This is a genomic window from Planococcus soli (assembly GCF_016881065.1).
In the GTDB taxonomy this organism is placed as follows: domain Bacteria; phylum Bacillota; class Bacilli; order Bacillales_A; family Planococcaceae; genus Planococcus; species Planococcus soli.
The window spans coordinates 49,535-68,158 of the sequence record NZ_WXYN01000015.1; the positions used below are offsets into that span (position 1 = coordinate 49,535).

The window sequence follows — 18,624 nt, forward strand, 5'->3', positions numbered from 1 at the left end:
AAAGGAATTATTGCGCCGGGTTTGGTAAGATGGATGAAAGAGATGAGGTGCTGATATGGATCCGAAAAGCATGCTGGATAAAGTGAAAAACCGGATTCCCGATGTATTGGGAAACAAGGATTTTTCAAAATATGCAATTCTTTTGCCCCTAATTGAAAAAGACGGAGAAATTCATGTCCTCTTTGAAGTCCGCTCCTATGACTTAAGAAACCAGCCCGGTGAAATCTGTTTTCCTGGAGGCAGGATTGATTATGAGGACCAGACGGAAGAAGACACCGCAGTCCGGGAAACAATTGAGGAATTGGGGATAAGCAGAGCCGAAATTTCGGATATTTTTCCATTGGACTATATTGTTTCGCCTTTTGGCATGATTGTCTACACCTTTGCCGGCGTTATCGAGCAGGATGCCAAGTTTGTGCCCAATCCTCCGGAAGTCGACAGCATCTTTACGGTGCCTTTGTCCTTTTTCCTGGAAAATGAGCCGAAAGTATACCGCATCAATTTCGATATCCAGCCGGAGGAAAGCTTTCCGTACGATTTGATTGCCGGAGGGGAAAATTACAATTGGCGGACGCGTCAAGTAGATGAACACTTCTACATTTTTGAGGACAAAGTTATTTGGGGCCTTACCGCCAAAATTCTTGCACACTTTATTGAGATCATTCGCTGAATGGTCTTTTTGTTTTGGAAACGAACAGGCCTTTTATCGTAATTTCGGAATTGTGGAACGGAGAAGCTTTTAAAGGATAGTAGGAACGTGTATAATTATTCACATTACTGATAATTAAAATTATTTCCACAAAAAAGGAGTCCTGACGATGACGACGCATCAACTTGAAGTTATTGAGAACAACAGCAAAAAAGCAAAGCCTGTGAAAGACCAGGTGCCATTCGGGACGACGTTTACAGACCATATGTATATTTTGGAATATGAAACGCAAAAAGGCTGGTATGATCCGAAGATTGTTCCCTACGGACCAATTACGTTAGATCCGGCAGCGATGATTTTCCATTACGGCCAAACGGTCTTCGAAGGCATGAAAGCCTATCATACAGAAGATGGACGCATCTTGTTGTTCCGTCCGGAGAAAAACTTTGAGCGCCTGAACCTTTCAAGCGAGCGCCTGAGCATTCCGCCAATCGATGAAGAGCAGGCTTTGGAGCACTTGACGCAATTGATCAAGCTCGAAAAAGACTGGGTTCCGAAAACACCGGGAACTTCTCTGTACATCCGTCCTTACATCATCTCAACAGATGCAAATCTTGCAGTCGGACCGTCTCAAACGTATAAATACATGGTCATCTTGTCGCCGGTAGGCTCTTATTTCCCGGGCGGCCTTCAGCCGGTTGTCATTCACGTGGAAGATAAGTTTACCCGCGCTGTAAAAGGCGGAACCGGTATGGCCAAAACAGCCGGCAACTATTCATCCGGCTACCAGGCGCAGGCGAGTGCCAAGAAAGAAGGCAATGCGGATGTGCTGTGGCTGGATGGCGTTGAGAAAAAATACATTGAAGAAGTCGGCAGCATGAACATCTTCTTCAAAATTAACGGAGAAGTGGTAACGCCTGAGCTGAACGGCAGCATTTTAAAAGGCATTACCCGCATGTCCATTATCGAATTGCTGGGGACATGGGGAATTACCGTAACCGAAAAACGCGTTTCGATTGATGAACTATACGAAGCATACGAAGCGGGCCACGTAGAGGAAGTTTTCGGAACCGGTACGGCCGCTGTCATTTCTCCAGTTGGAGAACTTAACTGGCAAGGCAAGAAGATGATCATCAACAACCACGAAATCGGTGAATTGTCGCAAAAGCTGTACGATACCATTACGGGCATCCAAACAGGAAAAATCGAAGATACACTCGGGTGGACTGTGGAAGTGAAGTAAAGGAAAATCAATACGACTAATCATATTGATTGGGCCCGCGGCTGTCAGCCGTGGGTTTTTAGTTGTCTTATTGAATTTAAGATTTAAAAATGGGGATAAGAAAGAACATATTTAAAGAAATGCAGAAGCTTTTATGTTATGTTAGAAAACGTTAATTTTACTGCAAAGAAGAACACCGAGTCTTGGATGAATTGAATAAGTTGCACTAATTATTTTTACTATATATGTTGAACTAAAGAATCTAGCTTTTACACAACGCTTCGGACGCTTTGGGCATAGCTCCCGCAAGAAGCCAGGCAAAGAGCGCCCGTCTTCTTGCTTCGTCTAGCCCCTGGGCGCGCCGGCGCTAAGAAATAGAGTGAATTCGAAGTGAGCCTTTGTTTTCTCACTGTAATCATAAAGGATATGGAGCAAATCAGCGGAGACTCCCGCGGGATTTCGGCGCAAGCCCGTAGGAAAGCGGAGCTGATTTGTGGAATATCAACAGGCGAAGATCATTAGTTCAACTTATATAGGTATTGTTATGCAATGGATATTTCGCAAATCGAATTAGATTTGAATGCTTGAGTGCATTTCTTATGTGAGGCTCTTAGCCTTTCGACCCGGCCAAAGCTGATTTCTTTAGGTCAACTTATAATAGAAAAGAAGGTGTGAAAATATTGGAAAGCTCGACTGGTTTAAAACGCGTCCATTTTATTTTGCTGATGGGTGCACTGACTTCTTTGATTCCTTTTACGATCGATATGTATTTGCCGGCTTTTCCAATTCTTGCAGACGTCTATGAAACCAATGCGACATCTGTTCAATTGAGTTTGACTGCTTGTTTGCTTGGACTTGCACTTGGCCAATTGATCACGGGTGCACTTAGCGATGTGCAAGGAAGACGAAAGCCGCTTCTGATTTCCCTGGTGGCTTACATCGTGGCATCGATTGCTTGTATATTTGCTCCGAACATTTACATATTTGTTCTTCTGCGTTTTGTGCAAGGTTTTGCAGCTTCTGGCGGATTAGTTATTTCCCGGGCAATTGTGCGGGATGTTAGCAATGGAGCAGAATTGACAAGATTGTTTGCTTTGTTGATGGTTGTCAACAACCTCGTGCCGTTGCTGGCGCCTTCTGTCGGCAGTGGAGTCCTGCTGTTTGCAGACTGGAGAGGGATTTTCCTGGTGCTGACGGTTCTGGGGATTATTCTGCTGCTTGTTTCAGCTTTCCGTCTTAAGGAAAGCCTGCCGCCTGAAAAACGGGTGCCAAGCAATCTGAAGGCAACCTTCAGCAATTTTGCAGGAATCTTAAAAAACCGCCAATTTACAGGGTATGCGTTGGCGCAAGGCTTTCTGATCGGCGGCGTTTTCGCTTATGTGTCGGGTACGCCCTTCATCTATCAGAATGTGTATGGAGTATCGCCGCAGACATTCAGCCTGCTATTCGGAATGAACGGCATCGGACTGATTATCGGCAGTTACGCTGTCGGCCGCTTCTCGCATGTCTGGTCTGAAAAACGGTTTTTGGAAACTGCGCTCTATACAGCCACAACTGCCGGTGCTGTGTTATTGGCTGTAGTTTTGCTGGATGGACCTTTATTGGCAGTCGTCATCCCCATCTTCTTTTTTATCACATCGATTGGTGTAGTGGGGACAGCCGCTTTCACTCTTGCCATGGAAAGCCAGGGCCATGTAGCTGGAAGTGCTTCTGCATTGCTCGGCCTGCTGCCATTTATTCTTGGGGCAGCGACTGCGCCATTAGTAGGGATTGCAGGAGAAGATACGGCAGTTCCAATGGGGCTGGTCATTTTCATCATGTGCTCCATTGCCTTGCTGGCATATATATTTCTTGCGAAAAATACAACTCAATCAACTGTCAAGTAATCAAAAGCCCGGAATTTATTCTGGGCTTTTTGTATTGCGTAAAAATACCTGTTTTTGCCAGTTTACAAAAGCTAAACAAATTTCTCATCAACGCTTAACAATAGAACACTACACTGAGTTTGTTCATCAAATGACTGGAGGGAAAAAAATGATACATAAAAATTTGAAATTGAAAGTACTTCCGATTGCTTTAGCTTCTGCAGTGGCTCTGACAGGCATCCATTCTTTTGCTCCATCAGCTGACGCACATGCTCCCGGCAAGAACCAAGGGAAAGCACCCGAACATAGCCAGGGCAAAGGAAAAGGCGGCAAAAAAGACGAAGTGCAAAACGTCATTTTCCTGATTGGCGACGGAGTTGGAACATCTTATACATCCGCTTACCGTTACTTGAAAGACGATGCTTCCACGAAAATGGTTGAAGACATGTCTTTTGATTCGTATTTGGTCGGACAGCAATCGACTTATCCGGAAGATCCTGCACAAAACATCACGGATTCGGCTTCAGCTGCCACAGCAATGGCAGCCGGCATTAAAACCTATAACAATGCCATCGCCGTTGATAACGATGAAAGTGAAGTAAAAACAGTCCTTGAAGCAGCAAAAGAAAAAGGCAAGGCAACGGGCTTGGTTGCAAGTTCTGAAATTACACATGCGACCCCGGCATCTTTCGGGGCACACGACATTGCACGAAAAAACATGAATGCAATTGCAGATGACTATTATGACGAGTTGATCGATGGCGAACACAAAGTCGATGTTCTTCTGGGCGGGGGAACCGATTTGTTTGACCGGAGTGACCGTAACTTAACGGAGGAGTTCCAGAAAGACGGCTACAGCTATGTCACAGACCGTGACGAGTTGTTAAGCAACGATGACGAGCAAGTGCTCGGATTGTTTGCACCGGCTGGTCTGCCGAAAATGATCGACCGTGACGACAGCACGCCATCATTGGCGGAAATGACGGAATCGGCCATTGACCGGTTATCGGAAGATGATGAAGGCTTCTTCCTGATGGTAGAAGGCAGCCAAGTTGACTGGGCAGGACATGACAACGACATCGTGGCTGCGATGAGCGAGATGGAGGATTACGATAAAGCATTCCAGGCAGCGATCAAGTTTGCAGAAGAAGACGGCAATACGCTTGTTGTTGCAACAGCTGACCATTCGACCGGCGGTTTTTCCATCGGCGCTGACGGCATCTACAACTGGTTCGGAGAGCCGATCAAAGCGGCAAAACGTACACCAGATTTCATGGCTGAACAAATCGTCGGCGGCGCCGGCGTGGAGGAAACTTTGGCTGAGTATATTGACCTTGACCTGACAACGGAAGAAATTGATGCTGTGAAAAAAGCGGCAGAGGGCGGCGAGTACACAGCCATCGACAATTCCATTGAGAAGATTTTCGATAAACGTTCGCATACCGGCTGGACAACTGGCGGCCATACAGGAGAAGATGTGCCTGTTTACGCCTATGGTCCAGCAAGCGATAAATTTGCAGGACAGCTCGATAACACCGACCACGCAAAAATCATCTTTGATTTGTTGAAAGCGAAAGTGGAAATAGACGATAAGTAAGACAGCATAAAACAGCAGTGAAATGAGGTACCGACGTGAAAAAAACTCTTTATTTATTGGCGCTCTCCGCATTATTGCTTGGAGGGTGTTCGGAACAGGCAGATTCAACGGTAGTGGCATCGGCTGCCTCCGGCCAAAATGATATTCCGGAGTATTACGAAGACTATGTACTAAGCCCGCAAGTGACAGATGACCGCTTGCTGCAGGAAGCCGGCCAAAAAGAGCGGGATGCTAAAGGAGAAGCTGCAGTCAAAGCGGTGAACATGGACGAGGAAACCTATGAGGTTGGTCCTGTTGAGCTGACTGTAGAAGAATCAAAAATTCTTCAGCTAAAGCCCGATTACAGCCTGATTGATTTTTTCCATTCTTATACGCATGACCAGGAGTTTGAAGTCGTGAAAATGTTCGTGGAAATTACGAATACTTCGGATGAACCGCTGCATTTTGCGCCAGTAGCCTTATTGGAAACTGCTGCAGAGGAACTGAAGATTTGGGAAGATGATATTTACCTGGAAGAACTGAACGGCGAACTTGCTGCCGGCGAAACAAAGCGGGGTAATATCGGATTTATTGTTGAAGAAGGCAGCTTTGACTCGATGACGATCACCACAAGCGATGTCTATGACAACGAGGATAACAAAATAGCAGAAGCATTGGAATTCGATAAAGCTTTCGAATAATCAGCAGCTGAAGCTCGGCAGGCTCATTGACATGAGCCTGCTTTTTTGCGTTTCTAAACAAACTGCAATATAGATATCAGAATAATCAAATAAATAAAATGAATTCTATTTTTAAAATAGAAATTACGTTGTATGATTAATGCAGCAGAAAAAGAACAGAGCACGTTCGAGGAAAACGAACCGTCCATTGCTTATTGGGACAGCGATCAGGCGAAGAAGAGCCAGCAAAAGGCGGCGGGCAGTTTTAGGGAATCGTAGAGGGAGGTGTTTTCCATGAAGCTGATTGAACTGTATGTCAAGGAAGTGATGAGAAGGCTTCCTGATAAAAGGCGGGGCAAAGTTGAGGTGGAACTGAGGTCGATGATTGAAGCGAGGCTGCCGGAAGATTACTCGGAACAGGACGTCAAAAACATTCTTTCCGAACTGGGCCATCCCGCTGTTTTGGCAAGCCGCTATGCCGAGAAGCCGATGTATTTGATAGGTCCCCGGTATTATGATCTTTATCTTCAGCTGTTGAAGCTCATTCTCCCGATTGCCATAACGGTGGCCACCATTATTATCCTCATTGTCACGATTGTATCAGGCGCAGGAGAAGAGCCGGTCTTCACCATCATTGGAGATTTAGTTGGAGGAATCATTTCTGGAATCATCAACACGGTGATTCAGGCTATATTCTGGCTGACGCTGGTGCTGGCAATTGTGGAGCGGGCTGAGCATTCAAAATCACAAAGGCCGCTTGCACTGAATTTCGAAGAATGGACACCGGATAGCTTGAGAGAGTTTCCAGAGCGGCCGCATATCTCGAAAAATAAAAAAATTCCAAGGAGCCAAATATTTGGCAGCCTGATCTGGACAGCAATCTGGACGACGGTGTACTTTAATGCAGACAAGCTGCTCGGGATTTACCAGGAAGGACAGCAGGGCGGCCTGGAGTTTACGACGCCCATCTTCAATCAGGAAGTATTGGTTTCCTATTGGCCTTTGATCATCCTGGTAGTGGTACTTGAAATTACGTTGGCTGCCTATCAGTGGCGGGCCGTGCAATGGACCAATAAACTAGCGTTGTTCAACAGCTTTGTGCAGCTCACATCCGTTCTGGTATTTGTACTGGTCTTCACCAATTCCAACCTGATCAATCAGGCATTCCGCCAAGGACTTGAGGATGTGTTCGGCGGGGTATCTGCTCTCAATTGGCTGATCGGCAGCATAGTGGTAGTCGTAATTATTTCTTCAGCAGTTGACGCCATACAAGGCATCCGAAAAGCAAGAATTTGAAAAAAATCACAGGCGCACGGGAGAAACTTTCCCTGTGCGCTTTTTGAGAGGTCAAAAAACGATTAAAGAATAATATTTTATTAGCCGTTTCTTCTAAAATACTATTCAAAGCGCGTGAAAAAGTTCCTATCTAGGTACATAAAATCAGTGAAGCTAGTTTCTGGGTATTTGATATAGTTATTTTACAGTATATTTGTTTTTTTCTAAATATTATGTTTATATATTGAAAATACATGTTATCATAATTTATACATATAACACGACATCAGGAGGAAACGCCATATGATTACTTTTTTCGCTGCCTTAGTTTTACTTATTTTAGGTTATATATTTTATTCAAAATTTATCGAGCGTGTATTTGGAGTCGATGACAACACGCTGACCCCGGCTTATTCCAAAACAGACACATTGGATTTTGTGCCGATGAGCTGGTGGAAAGGCAACCTGATTCAATTATTGAATATTGCCGGCCTTGGACCGATATACGGAGCAGTTGCCGGAGCTTTGTATGGTCCTGTTGCATTTGTCTGGATCGTCTTTGGCTGTATTTTTGCCGGAGGGGTGCATGATTACTTTTCGGGAGTCATGTCCATGCGCCACGGAGGTGCACAGTTCCCGACATTGGTAGGGAAATACTTGGGCAAGAACGCCAAAGTATTTATCAACGGCTTGTCGCTAGTTTTGATGCTGCTTGTGACTGCAGCTTTTACTGCAGGTCCTGCACAATTGATTGCGCAAATTACGCCGCTTAATTTTATGACAGCTTTAGTTATTATTTTCTTCTATTTTATTTTGGCGACTATTTTGCCGATCAACAAAGTGATTGGCCGCATCTATCCCCTGTTGGGCGCGATTTTATTGTTCATGGCGGTTGCTGTAGCAGTTGCTTTGGTCTTCTCTGGGAAGCCGATGCCGAACCTGACGTTTGCCAACCTGCATCCAGGGGATCTGCCGATTTGGCCATTATTGATGGTGACCATTTCATGCGGCGCGATTTCAGGGTTTCATAGCACGCAAAGCCCCATCATTGCACGGACGATGAAAAAAGAGACAGACGGCCGCAAGATTTTTTACGGAGCCATGATCATCGAAGGCATCATCGCCTTGATCTGGGCAGCAGCAGGCATGACTTTCTTCAACGGCACGGATGGACTTGGAGCGGCACTTGCAGCTGGTGGCCCGTCTGGCGTTGTCAATGAAATCTCGATTTCCTTGCTGGGTACGATGGGCGGATTGCTGGCCATCTTCGGGGTAATTATCCTGCCAATTACAACAGGTGACACCGCACTTCGTTCGTCACGGATGATCCTGACAGATATCCTCGCGAAATTCGTTAATATGGAAGGCAAAGTAAAAGTTTTGCTGGTAACCATTCCGCTGGCGATTCCAACGTTCTATATGGCGACTATCGACTACACGTTCCTGTGGAGATATGTTGGCTGGACCAATCAGCTGGTGGCAACATTTATGCTGTGGACAGCTGCAGTATATTTGTTGAAGAACTTTAAATTCCACTGGGTAGCTGGAGTTCCTGCAATCTTCATGACAGCAGTCGTATCCATGTACATCTTTTACGCACCAGAAGGATTGAACATGGATTACCAGGTTTCCGCCATTATCGGAGCCTGCATTACTTTGGTAGTGCTGCTGTGGTATGTAGCGCAAATTTTGAAATACAGAAGCTTAAAGCAGCTGCAGGCAGATTATCGCCCGCTATAAAAGACCGCGCAATCCCGCTTGGTAAAACTGGCGGGATTGTTTTTGTGAAAAGCAGCAGATTGAGTGGAAATAGGATAATTTTACAGTATAGTTAAATTAACTAATATTTTATTCGAGGAGGAAAAACAAATGGTGGTATTGATCAAAGGGCAAAAAGTGGATTTAACAAAAGTGCATCCCGGATTAAAACAGTTGAAGATTGGCTTGGGATGGGATATCAGCCAGACAGATTCATCGATTGACTTGGATGCAGTGGCTTTGCTGGTGGATGCACAAGGAAAAGTTGCCGGGAAAGAAAATCTGGTTTTTTACAATAACCTGACTGGCGGCGGCACAGCAGTTCAGCTGACAAAGGACAATCAAACCGGAGCGGGTGCAGGGGATGACGAACAGCTGACCATTGATCTGGAAAAAATTCCGGCCGACATCAAAAAAGTTGCCATCGCAATCACAATTTATGACGGAGCCGCTAAAAAACAAAGTTTCGGGCAAGTGTTAAACGCCTTTGTTCGAATTGAAGATGACCAAACGAAAAAAGAACTATGCAGATTTGATTTAGGCAAAGAGTTTAATGCGGATTTGACGCTGTTAGCAGGAGAAGTCTACCTGCACAATGGAGAATGGAAGTTTTCAGCAATTGGCCAAAGTGTTTCGGGAGACATCAGAGAGCTGTGCAAGCAATTTAATCTTGAGCTGCCGGCAGACACCTTCACCAAAAAAAGCCCTCCTGTAAAAACGGCAGCAGCCAGCCCCAAGCCCGCTTCGGTCAACTTGAAGAAGGTGGAGCTGAAAAAGGCAGGGGACAAGATCAACTTGAGCAAAACCGATTCGCCATTAGGTGAAATCGTTGTCAACTTGAACTGGACACAAAAAACAGGTGGTGGCTTTTTGTCATCAATCCTCAATGCCAGCAATTCGGTGGATTTGGACTTGGGCTGTTTGTTTGAGTTGGAGGATGGTTCCAAAGGAGTTGTCCAGGCGCTTGGTAATGCCTTCGGAAACTTAAAGCAGCTGCCGTATGTAGCACTGGACCACGATGACCGGACAGGTACATCCAAAAGCGGGGAAAATCTTCGGATCAATGGAGACCAGCTTATGAAATTCAAACGGATTTTGGTTTACGCTTTTATTTACGAAGGCGCAGCCAATTGGGCAGAAGTGGACGGAATTGTCACATTGAAACAAAAAAGCGGGCCTGATGTCGAGGTCCGTTTGGATGAACACCGCAAAGGCAAGCGGATGTGTGCCATTGCGCTGATTGAAAATGAAAAAAATCAAACCTTGAGTGTCAAAAAAGTGGTCGAGTATTTTTCAGGACACCGGGAAATGGACAAAGCTTTCAACTGGGGAATGACCTGGAGCGCAGGTTCTAAATAAGCGAAGAATGAAGCGTGGATTCCTGAATCCATGCTTTTTTATTTTAAGTTTTCAGCCGCTTTTCCACCTAAAGTTCTGTATGCCGATTAAAGCATATGTGATAGACTGGCGTTTCCATCAAAAATTTTCTTTTTATATAGAATAATCCGAACTTTATTCTGCGAGCATCTCCCAAAAGCGGCTGATAGACTGAAAAACATCTATTTACTTTTCATCACTTTGCATAAATATTCACTTATTTCGTATATTGAATTATTAAAAATACTTTTATGTAGGAAAAAATAGTTTATTGAATTGACTTAAAATACAAAACAGTGCATAATAACTCTATTAAACGGATTCGGCGAAAAAATAAGCAAATAAAGTCACGGAGGCAAGGTTCTTCCGCTTTTAATGAAAAGGAAGAACTTTTTTATTTATTAAAATCGGGTGGTGACTGCACGTGGAGAAGAAAAGAATTGTTGTGAAGATAGGCAGCAGCTCGTTGACAGATGAGCATGGCACACTGTCGATAGAAAAGTTGCGTGAGCACGTGGATGCACTGGCTCGCTTAAAAGAACATGGGCATGAAGTGATATTGATCTCATCTGGAGCAGTTGCTGCAGGATGTACGGGCATGGGCTATTTATCGCGTCCGGATACGGTCGTCGATAAACAGTCAGCGGCAGCAGTTGGCCAAAGCCTGTTGCTTCAAGCATACGCAGACGAATGCAAGAAACACAGCATCGTGGCTGCACAGCTGTTGTTAACGAAAGACCTCTACAAAAATGCTAATGCGACCATTTCCAAGCTATTGGAACGAAACGTCCTGCCAATTATCAATGAGAACGATTCTGTTTCAGTGGAAGAGCTGACATTTGGCGATAATGATATGCTGTCGGCATTAGTCAGTGGCCTTGTCCACGCAGATTTCCTGGTGATTTTAACAGATATCAACGGCATTTATCAGGAAAACCCAAGAACCAACCCACAGGCTCAAAAATACCTTCATCTTCAGGAAATCCCCGATGAACTAGTGGATGCGACATCCTCAGACGGCTCGACTGTTGGAACAGGCGGCATGAAGTCAAAAGTAGAAGCGGCACGGACTGCATTGGCTTTCGGAGTTCAAGTATTTATCGGTTCTGGAACGGGCAGTGAAAAACTGGTGGATATTTTTCAAGGCAAAGGTGATGGAACCTATATCGGTGTGAAAGCGAAAATGGGTGTTTGAGCAAGGGAAAATCGAAAGGGGTATCAGGAATGACGGAACTTCTTCAAGAACAGCAAACTGAAAAAAGTGAACTTCTTCAAAAGGCGATTCAAGCAAAGCAGGCTTCAGCAGTGCTGGCCAAGTCGACAACCAAACAAAAAAATAATGCTTTGCGCACTATTTCCGCGCACTTATTGGAAGAGCAAGCTTATATTTTGGAAGAAAACAGCAAGGATGTTGAAGCGGGACGGCAAAACGGCATGAGTGAATCCTTAGTGGACCGCCTTCAATTGGATCCATCGCGGTTAAAGGATATGGCGGATGCTTTGATTCAATTGACCAAGCTGGCAGACCCGGTCGGTGAAGTACTGGAAAAGTGGGAGCGGCCGAACGGTCTGACAATGTCCAAAATCCGTGTTCCTTTAGGTGTGGTCGGCATGATTTATGAAGCGCGGCCGAATGTCACAGTTGATGCGTCGAGCCTATGCCTAAAAACCGGCAATGCAGTAGTACTGCGCGGCAGCTCCACAGCGATCCATTCCAACAAAGCCATTGTTTCTGTGATTCGTGGTGCGCTTGAGAAAACCGACCTGCCCGTCGAATCGGTGCAATTACTGGAAGACACCAGCAGAGAAGCGGCCTCGCATATGTTCAAGCTGAATCAATACCTGGATGTGCTGATTCCTAGGGGCGGGGCGAAACTAATTCAGACTGTCGTCCAAAACTCTACCGTACCGGTATTGGAAACAGGGGCAGGAAATTGCCATAATTATATCGATGAAACAGCGGATGTGAAAATGGCAATTGCCATTTCTTTGAATGCCAAAACCCAGCGGCCTTCAGTCTGCAATTCCTGTGAAAGCATACTGGTCCATAAAGCTTGGGCTGAAAAGCATTTGCCGCAGTTGTTGGCAGCATTACAGGAACAGCAAGTGCAAATTCATGGTGATCAAGAAGTACAGAAACTCTCTCCTAATGTAATACCTGCAGTAGAAGGGGATTGGGGAACTGAATATTTGGGTCTGGAAGTGGCGGTGAAAACCGTTGATGGCGTGGGTGAAGCAATCGATCACATCAACACCTATGGAACCAAGCATTCAGAAGCGATCATCTCTTCCAACTCTGAAAATGTCGATCAATTCTTTATGGAAATTGATGCCGCAGCTGTATATCACAACGCTTCGACTCGTTTTACGGACGGCTTTGAATTCGGCTTTGGCGCAGAAATCGGCATCAGCACACAAAAGCTCCATGCCCGCGGACCTATGGGCTTGCCTGCATTGACGTCAACAAAGTACATTGTGCGCGGCAACGGACAAATAAAACAATGATTTTGTTATAAACAGAAAAGACCGGAAGCTCATTGCTTCCGGTCTTTTTAGCTTTATGCTGTTCGATTGTGTTTCCACATCATATAGCGGTAACGGATGGTGCAGCCGATGCAATAGCCCATAAGTGCAACTCCTGCTGCGATAATGACCATGATGCTGAAAGCATAGCCAAGAAGCGGAATGCCGAGTGTGAAAAACACGAGCGACAGTCCTAAACAAATGGTCGCAATCCACTGGTTGAACAGCTGTTGATCTTTGTCTTCCTGCTGGTATTCTGCCATCGGCTTTTTCAAAAAGCGCCGGCTGAATTGGATCACCGGATTTTTCTTTGTCATCAATGTATAGACTCCAACAGCAAACGGCAATAGCAGAATGGCTGGATGGAGCAAGAGCGCCGCTAACACAGTAACGACGATAAAAGCTTGATTGGTTTGGACAAGGGGTTTCGGGATTGTCATGCACTCGCCTCCTGGGATTTCCACCTATTATACCGAGTAACTTACTGGGAATAAAGAGTATTGCTTGAAACAACGAATTACATCAACTGAGAAATGAACAGAGTGGCCATGCCGAAATAAATCAGCAGGGACAGAATATCATTGATGGTCGTAATTAACGGGCCGGATGCCACAGCTGGATCAATATTCAACCGGTAAAGGATGAGCGGAATAATTGTGCCGGCTAATGTTCCGATGATTAAGGTCATCAGCAAGGAGCCGCCAACCACAATGCCCAATACGAAATTGCCTTGCCATATATAAGCGATCAGTAAGATGAGCACAGAACAGATAGCGCCGATGATGATGCCGACCCATAATTCCCTGATGACCAGCTTGATGGTCTGTTTAAAATCCAGCTTTTGTGACGCCAGTCCACGCACCACAACAGACAGGGATTGGGTTCCGGTGTTTCCGGTCATGCCGGCAATCATCGGCATAAAGAAGGTCAAAGCGACCACCGTCTGCAGTGTATCTTCAAAGCGGCTGATGATGCCGCCGGAAAACAGTCCGATGAACAGCAGGAGAATCAGCCAAGGCAAGCGTCGATAGGCTGCCGTCAAAGCTGGAGTGTTGAAGTCAATCGATTTACCTGAAGCCGACAGTTTTTCAATGTCTTCGTTTGCTTCCTGCATGATGACATCGATGACGTCATCGACTGTTATGACTCCGGCGAGGGTATTGTCTTTTTCCACAATCGGCAGCGTGACAAAGTCATAGCGGCTGATCAATTGAGCCGCATCTTCCTGATCGGTCAAGACATCGGCCTTCACGACGCGATTGTACATGACTTCTTCGATTTTGTCCTCAAGGTTTCCAAGGATCAAATCCTTATAGGACACGACACCCACCAGCTTTTTGTCTTCATCTACGACATACAGGTAGTTGAGGTATTCCGCCAATTCGGCAAAATGCTTAATCTTATCGACGGCTTCCCGAATGGTGTAATGGCGCGGAATCCACACATACCGGTTATTCATCAAACGTCCGGCAGTTTCAGGGGGATAAGTCATGGTGTTTTGGACAAATCGGGAGTCGTCCTGGTTGATCTGCGACAGGAGTTCTTCGATTCGTTCAGGCTCCAGATCGGCCAACAGTAGTGCCAAATCGTCATTGTCCATGCGGTCAAGAACTTTAGCGGACTTTTCCAGCCCTAATTTTTGAAGAATATCGATTTGCTCGTTTTTGGAGAGTTCCTGCATCACTTCCGTCAACTGGCGGATTGTCAGAAACAGCAGGAATTTATTGCGGTGCTTGTCCGGCAGGTGACGGTATTGGATGGCCATATCATATGGCTGGAGTTCGTCCAGGATGTCCTGAAACTCATTTACTTTGCTTTCTTTTAAAGACTTGATCAAAGCCAACGTGATTTCGTCTTCACGTAATGCTATGGACATTTCGTTCACTCCTTCCGTTCGGGAAATACAAGAATCCTATTGTTGATTATTGCGTTAAATTCTGTGTTTGAAAAGGGCAAAAAAAAAGATGGTAGAATTGAATTATTTGACATATAATAATGGAAATCTGAAAAAGGCAAACTTCACCGAAAGGGAAGGACGCAAAGCCATGAGCCTAACCGTTGAAAAACGCAAGGTTGTCAGGTTGCCTGGGTCTCGTTCTGTGAGCCACGGCCGACAGAACGGGAGGATACGGAAAATGAAAAAATTAATGATGGCGGGTGTATGGTTGTTGTTTATGCTGACACAAAGTGGTTTTGATGCACAAGCTGCTGAGGTGGATGTTAAAGCCACCTGGCTATGGAATCCATGGATGATCTACAGTGATGAAGCGGGTACGCTGGCATTTCTGGAAAGCAAAGATGTCAACAAGGTCTATGTGCAGATTGATGCCGATATTCCGATGAGTGTTTATCAGAGTTTTATCGAAAAAGCGGGAGCTGCCGGCATGGCCATCTACGCACTTGACGGAGCTGCTGATTGGGTAGCGCCGAAAGGTTTTGCTAAACAGGATCGGTTGATGTCCTGGTTATCGGCTTATCAGCAAGGGGCTGCTCCGGCCCAAAGATTTGCCGGAGTTCACCTGGATGTCGAGCCCTATCTGTACAGCGGCTGGAACACCAATCGGGCAGCGACCATCAAGTCTTATCAAGCCCTGCTGACAAAAGCCAAATCCAGCACGGCTGCATTGAACTTGCCGCTGGAAGCTGATCTTCCTTTCTGGTTCGATGAAATTTCCTATAAAAATACTTATGGCAAAGGTGTACTCGCTGAATGGGTAATCGCGAATACGCACAGCGTCACCTTGATGGCTTACCGGGATTCGGCCGCTATGATTACGGAACTGGTGAAAAACGAAATTGCTTATGGAGAAAAATATGGCAAGGCAGTAGTAGTAGGCGTTGAAACTGGCCAAACCGATGAAGGGGATGCCATTTCTTTCTACGAAGAAGGAGAAGCCTTTATGGAAGGTGAGCTCGCTGCAGTATCCGCCCATTACGCCGGCGCAAAAGGATTTGGCGGCATCGCGATCCACCACGTGGACAGCTGGAAAACGCTGGCTCCATAAAAAGACGGTAAACAGCAAGGTTGTCCGATTGGGCTCAACCTTGCTGTTTTTTCTATGAGTAAAAAACGGCTGGACATGATATAATATCCATAAATTATCATTTTTTAAATTTTTTTAAAAATATTTGGATATATAAAAGTTGATAAAGTAGGCTTCTGAAAAAGGAGAGTTGTTGATGATCGAAATTTTTATATGGGTCGTCTTTAGTTTGTTGGGGATCCAATTGCTGATATTGGCTTTGCTGATTGGCTGGAAAATGAAAAACTTAGCCCGAGAAAATGAAATAAGAAAAATGATGGTAATCTTAAAGCCGCAATTCGAGCAGTATATTAAAGGGACGCAGCAGGCCGAGCCTTCTTTGCCTGCAGCCAAGCGCAATCGTTTTAAGCTTATGGAAAGGATGCTCGATGAATTTTTAGCTGAAGATTTGCAGGAGGAGCAGAAAACAGCGATTCATATCCTGGCAGACAAGCATTTAGCGGAGCATTACCGTCGTACCTTAAAAAAAGGAAATTGGGCAGAACGCATCAATGCACTATACTTTATCGAGGATTTCCGGCTTTTTTCTTTAAAGGAAGATGTCTATCAGCATTTTGCAAAAATCGGCAAACGGGATGAAGAGTTTCGCCAGTGCATCCGTGTCTGCGCCACATTGCAGGAAGTGCGGCTGATGGATGCAGCCGTCGAAAGCAAAGACTTGTCATTTGGCATGATAAAGGAATTGCTGTACCGTTTGGATGAGGATTTATTGAAGATGACACTAGGGCGGATGCAATCAAAAGAGGATATCTCGGAGAATATGCTATATGCCTTTATCAGTTTCAGTGGAGAACACCAGATTGACATGATTTTTCCGTTTGTCGAAAAGAAATTACTGGACGAACGCAAGGAAGTCCGCCTGAAGGCCATGAGCAGCTTGTGCAATTATAAGAAAATGACAGACCCTGCTATTCTTTCCGGATTCTTTGATTCAAAACACTGGCAAGAGCGAATGTATGCCGCTAAGCTGACAGGCGCCTGCCATTTTGAGCAATACAAGCCAAATTTGATCTATTTGCTGTCGGACAATATTTGGTGGGTCCGTTTTGCAGGAGCTGAAAATCTCAAAGTCTTCAGAGGCGGCAACCATGTGCTTGAGCAGGTATCGACTGATCACGCAGATGCGTATGCGAGGGATATCGCTAAACATATGCTGACAAGGGAAGGTGCAAACTTCACATGAGTGGAACCGGAATTACATTATTCATCGAAATTATTTCCTGGGCAATAATCGGCTATATGCTCGCAGCCGGCGCAATTTACTTGGTACTCTTTCTGGTCGCCAGCCCCAAAATAAGCAAAGAGAAAAAGTTGAACCGCCAGGAACAAATTGAGGAGATGTCGATCAATAAAGACACCTATCCGATTTCCATCTTGGTTCCTGCCTATAACGAGGAAGCGGGAGTAGCCAGTACGGTCCGTTCCTTATTGAATTTGAATTATCCTCAATATGAGATCATTGTAGTCAACGATGGATCGACAGATAAGACGAGCGAAAAAGTGATGGCCCAATTCAAGATGGAACCAATTGAATTGGCGATTCGGACCCATTTTAAAACGGGGGAAATCAAACGGGCTTATCGCTCGTCTCTTCATCCTAATCTATTTTTGATTGAAAAAGAAAATGGCGGAAAAGCAGATGCCTTGAATGCAGGCGTCAATTTCTCGCGATATCCGTATTTTGCAGCGATTGACGGCGATTCGATCCTCGAGCAGGATGCCTTGCTGAAGACCATGAAACCGATTGTTGATTCCAGTGGGATGGTGACAGCGACAGGCGGGACTGTAAGAATTGCCAATGGCTGCAAAATCAACCGCGGTGTCATCGAACAGGTAGCATTGCCGAAAAAACCGCTGGAAGTCATGCAGATTATCGAATACTTCCGTGCTTTTCTGATCGGCCGTCTTGGTTTCAGCCGAGTTAATATCCTGTTGATCATTTCCGGAGCGTTCGGGGTTTTTGAGAAAAGCCGGGTCATCAAAGTAGGGGGCTATAAAACCGATACAGTCGGTGAAGACATGGAATTGATTGTCCGGTTGCACCGATCCATCAAAGACGAAAAATCAAAACAGCGGATTGAATACATCCAGGATCCGGTCTGCTGGACCGAAGCACCGAGCACGGTTGCTTCCCTGCGTGCACAGCGCATCCGCTGGCAAAGAGGCCTTGCCGAAACGTTGTGGACGCATCGCGGGATGATGTTTAATCCGAAATACAGAGGAATCGGCATGTTTTCGATGCCTTATTACGTTTTTATTGAATTGCTCAGCGCGGTCTTTGAAGTAATGGGTTATTTCATCATTATCGGCGGCTTTGCCTTTTCCTTCATTGAAACGGACATTGCTGTTATCATGCTGCTGGTGATGGTGTTGTATGGCTCCTTGTTGTCCGCACTTGCCGTACTGCTGGAAGAGTGGACCTATCACAAATATCCTACCGTCAGAAGCATACTCGTCCTTTACGTCTATGCGTTGACTGAGACATTCTGGTATCGGATCCTGATGAACTTCTGGCGGGTCCAAGGCTTGTTTTACGCCTTCAAGAAAAAATCAGTATGGGGAGACATGGAACGCAAAGGTGTATTCTCCGATGACGAACAAAAAGAAGGAAGCCTGTATGATCCGCGCCCCATTTAGTGGACAGTTTATAAAAAA

16 protein-coding genes and 1 riboswitch are annotated in these 18,624 nt (G+C 45.4%); of the genes, 14 read left to right on the plus strand and 2 right to left on the minus strand.

Going from position 1 to position 18,624, the window contains the following annotated elements:
* The first annotated feature begins 55 nt into the window (after nucleotides 1-55).
* From GJB59_RS07590 to GJB59_RS07635, 11 genes are all read left to right on the plus strand, one after another.
* Nucleotides 56-670, plus strand: a complete 615-nt coding sequence (locus GJB59_RS07590) for an NUDIX hydrolase (protein ID WP_142830376.1) — start codon at nucleotides 56-58, stop codon at nucleotides 668-670.
* Between the two features lie 148 nt (nucleotides 671-818).
* Nucleotides 819-1,892 (plus strand): branched-chain amino acid aminotransferase, encoded by a 1,074-nt coding sequence (locus GJB59_RS07595; RefSeq protein ID WP_142830373.1) that lies wholly within the window; start codon nucleotides 819-821, stop codon nucleotides 1,890-1,892.
* Nucleotides 1,893-2,551: 659 nt separating this feature from the next.
* Nucleotides 2,552-3,757, plus strand: a complete 1,206-nt coding sequence (locus GJB59_RS07600) for a multidrug effflux MFS transporter (protein WP_142830455.1) — start codon at nucleotides 2,552-2,554, stop codon at nucleotides 3,755-3,757.
* Nucleotides 3,758-3,905: 148 nt separating this feature from the next.
* Nucleotides 3,906-5,333 (plus strand): alkaline phosphatase, encoded by a 1,428-nt coding sequence (locus GJB59_RS07605; RefSeq protein WP_142830371.1) that lies wholly within the window; start codon nucleotides 3,906-3,908, stop codon nucleotides 5,331-5,333.
* Nucleotides 5,334-5,368: 35 nt separating this feature from the next.
* A complete protein-coding gene (locus tag GJB59_RS07610; RefSeq protein ID WP_142830369.1) occupies nucleotides 5,369-6,013 on the plus strand; it encodes a DUF4352 domain-containing protein in 645 nt (214 codons plus the stop codon).
* A 132-nt stretch (nucleotides 6,014-6,145) separates the two neighbouring features.
* Nucleotides 6,146-6,271, plus strand: a complete 126-nt coding sequence (locus tag GJB59_RS19190) for a hypothetical protein (protein ID WP_268951316.1) — start codon at nucleotides 6,146-6,148, stop codon at nucleotides 6,269-6,271.
* Nucleotides 6,272-6,286: 15 nt separating this feature from the next.
* Complete coding sequence (locus GJB59_RS07615; RefSeq protein ID WP_142830367.1) at nucleotides 6,287-7,288, plus strand: HAAS signaling domain-containing protein; 1,002 nt, start codon at nucleotides 6,287-6,289, stop codon at nucleotides 7,286-7,288.
* A gap of 282 nt (nucleotides 7,289-7,570) precedes the next feature.
* The gene (locus GJB59_RS07620) at nucleotides 7,571-9,007 is read left to right on the plus strand and encodes a carbon starvation CstA family protein (RefSeq protein ID WP_142830365.1); all 1,437 of its coding nucleotides are present in this window, start codon (nucleotides 7,571-7,573) and stop codon (nucleotides 9,005-9,007) included.
* A gap of 129 nt (nucleotides 9,008-9,136) precedes the next feature.
* Complete coding sequence (locus GJB59_RS07625; RefSeq protein ID WP_142830363.1) at nucleotides 9,137-10,384, plus strand: TerD family protein; 1,248 nt, start codon at nucleotides 9,137-9,139, stop codon at nucleotides 10,382-10,384.
* A 442-nt stretch (nucleotides 10,385-10,826) separates the two neighbouring features.
* Entirely contained in the window at nucleotides 10,827-11,597 is a 771-nt protein-coding gene (gene proB / locus GJB59_RS07630) for a glutamate 5-kinase (RefSeq protein ID WP_142830361.1), read from the plus strand.
* A 29-nt stretch (nucleotides 11,598-11,626) separates the two neighbouring features.
* Entirely contained in the window at nucleotides 11,627-12,907 is a 1,281-nt protein-coding gene (locus tag GJB59_RS07635; protein WP_142830359.1) for a glutamate-5-semialdehyde dehydrogenase, read from the plus strand.
* 53 nt (nucleotides 12,908-12,960) lie between these two features.
* Here GJB59_RS07635 and GJB59_RS07640 read toward each other — a convergent pair whose 3' ends face one another.
* A complete protein-coding gene (locus GJB59_RS07640) occupies nucleotides 12,961-13,365 on the minus strand; it encodes a DUF4395 domain-containing protein (protein ID WP_142830357.1) in 405 nt (134 codons plus the stop codon).
* A gap of 77 nt (nucleotides 13,366-13,442) precedes the next feature.
* Complete coding sequence (mgtE, locus tag GJB59_RS07645) at nucleotides 13,443-14,801, minus strand: magnesium transporter (protein ID WP_142830355.1); 1,359 nt, start codon at nucleotides 14,799-14,801, stop codon at nucleotides 13,443-13,445.
* A gap of 125 nt (nucleotides 14,802-14,926) precedes the next feature.
* A riboswitch (cyclic di-GMP riboswitch) is annotated at nucleotides 14,927-15,014 on the plus strand.
* A gap of 46 nt (nucleotides 15,015-15,060) precedes the next feature.
* Between mgtE and GJB59_RS07650 the strand changes: the two genes are divergently transcribed.
* The 3 genes from GJB59_RS07650 (at nucleotide 15,061) to GJB59_RS07660 (ending at nucleotide 18,606) form a co-directional block, all read left to right on the plus strand.
* On the plus strand, nucleotides 15,061-15,930 hold the full coding sequence (locus tag GJB59_RS07650; protein WP_142830353.1) for an amidase: 870 nt from the start codon (nucleotides 15,061-15,063) through the stop codon (nucleotides 15,928-15,930).
* A 175-nt stretch (nucleotides 15,931-16,105) separates the two neighbouring features.
* Nucleotides 16,106-17,152 carry a hypothetical protein gene (locus GJB59_RS07655; protein WP_142830351.1) on the plus strand — a complete coding sequence of 349 codons (1,047 nt, stop codon included), beginning with the start codon at nucleotides 16,106-16,108 and terminating at the stop codon, nucleotides 17,150-17,152.
* Nucleotides 17,149-18,606, plus strand: a complete 1,458-nt coding sequence (locus tag GJB59_RS07660) for a glycosyltransferase (RefSeq protein WP_142830348.1) — start codon at nucleotides 17,149-17,151, stop codon at nucleotides 18,604-18,606. The genes GJB59_RS07655 and GJB59_RS07660 overlap by 4 nt, the downstream gene beginning before the upstream one ends.
* Nucleotides 18,607-18,624: the final 18 nt, after the last annotated feature.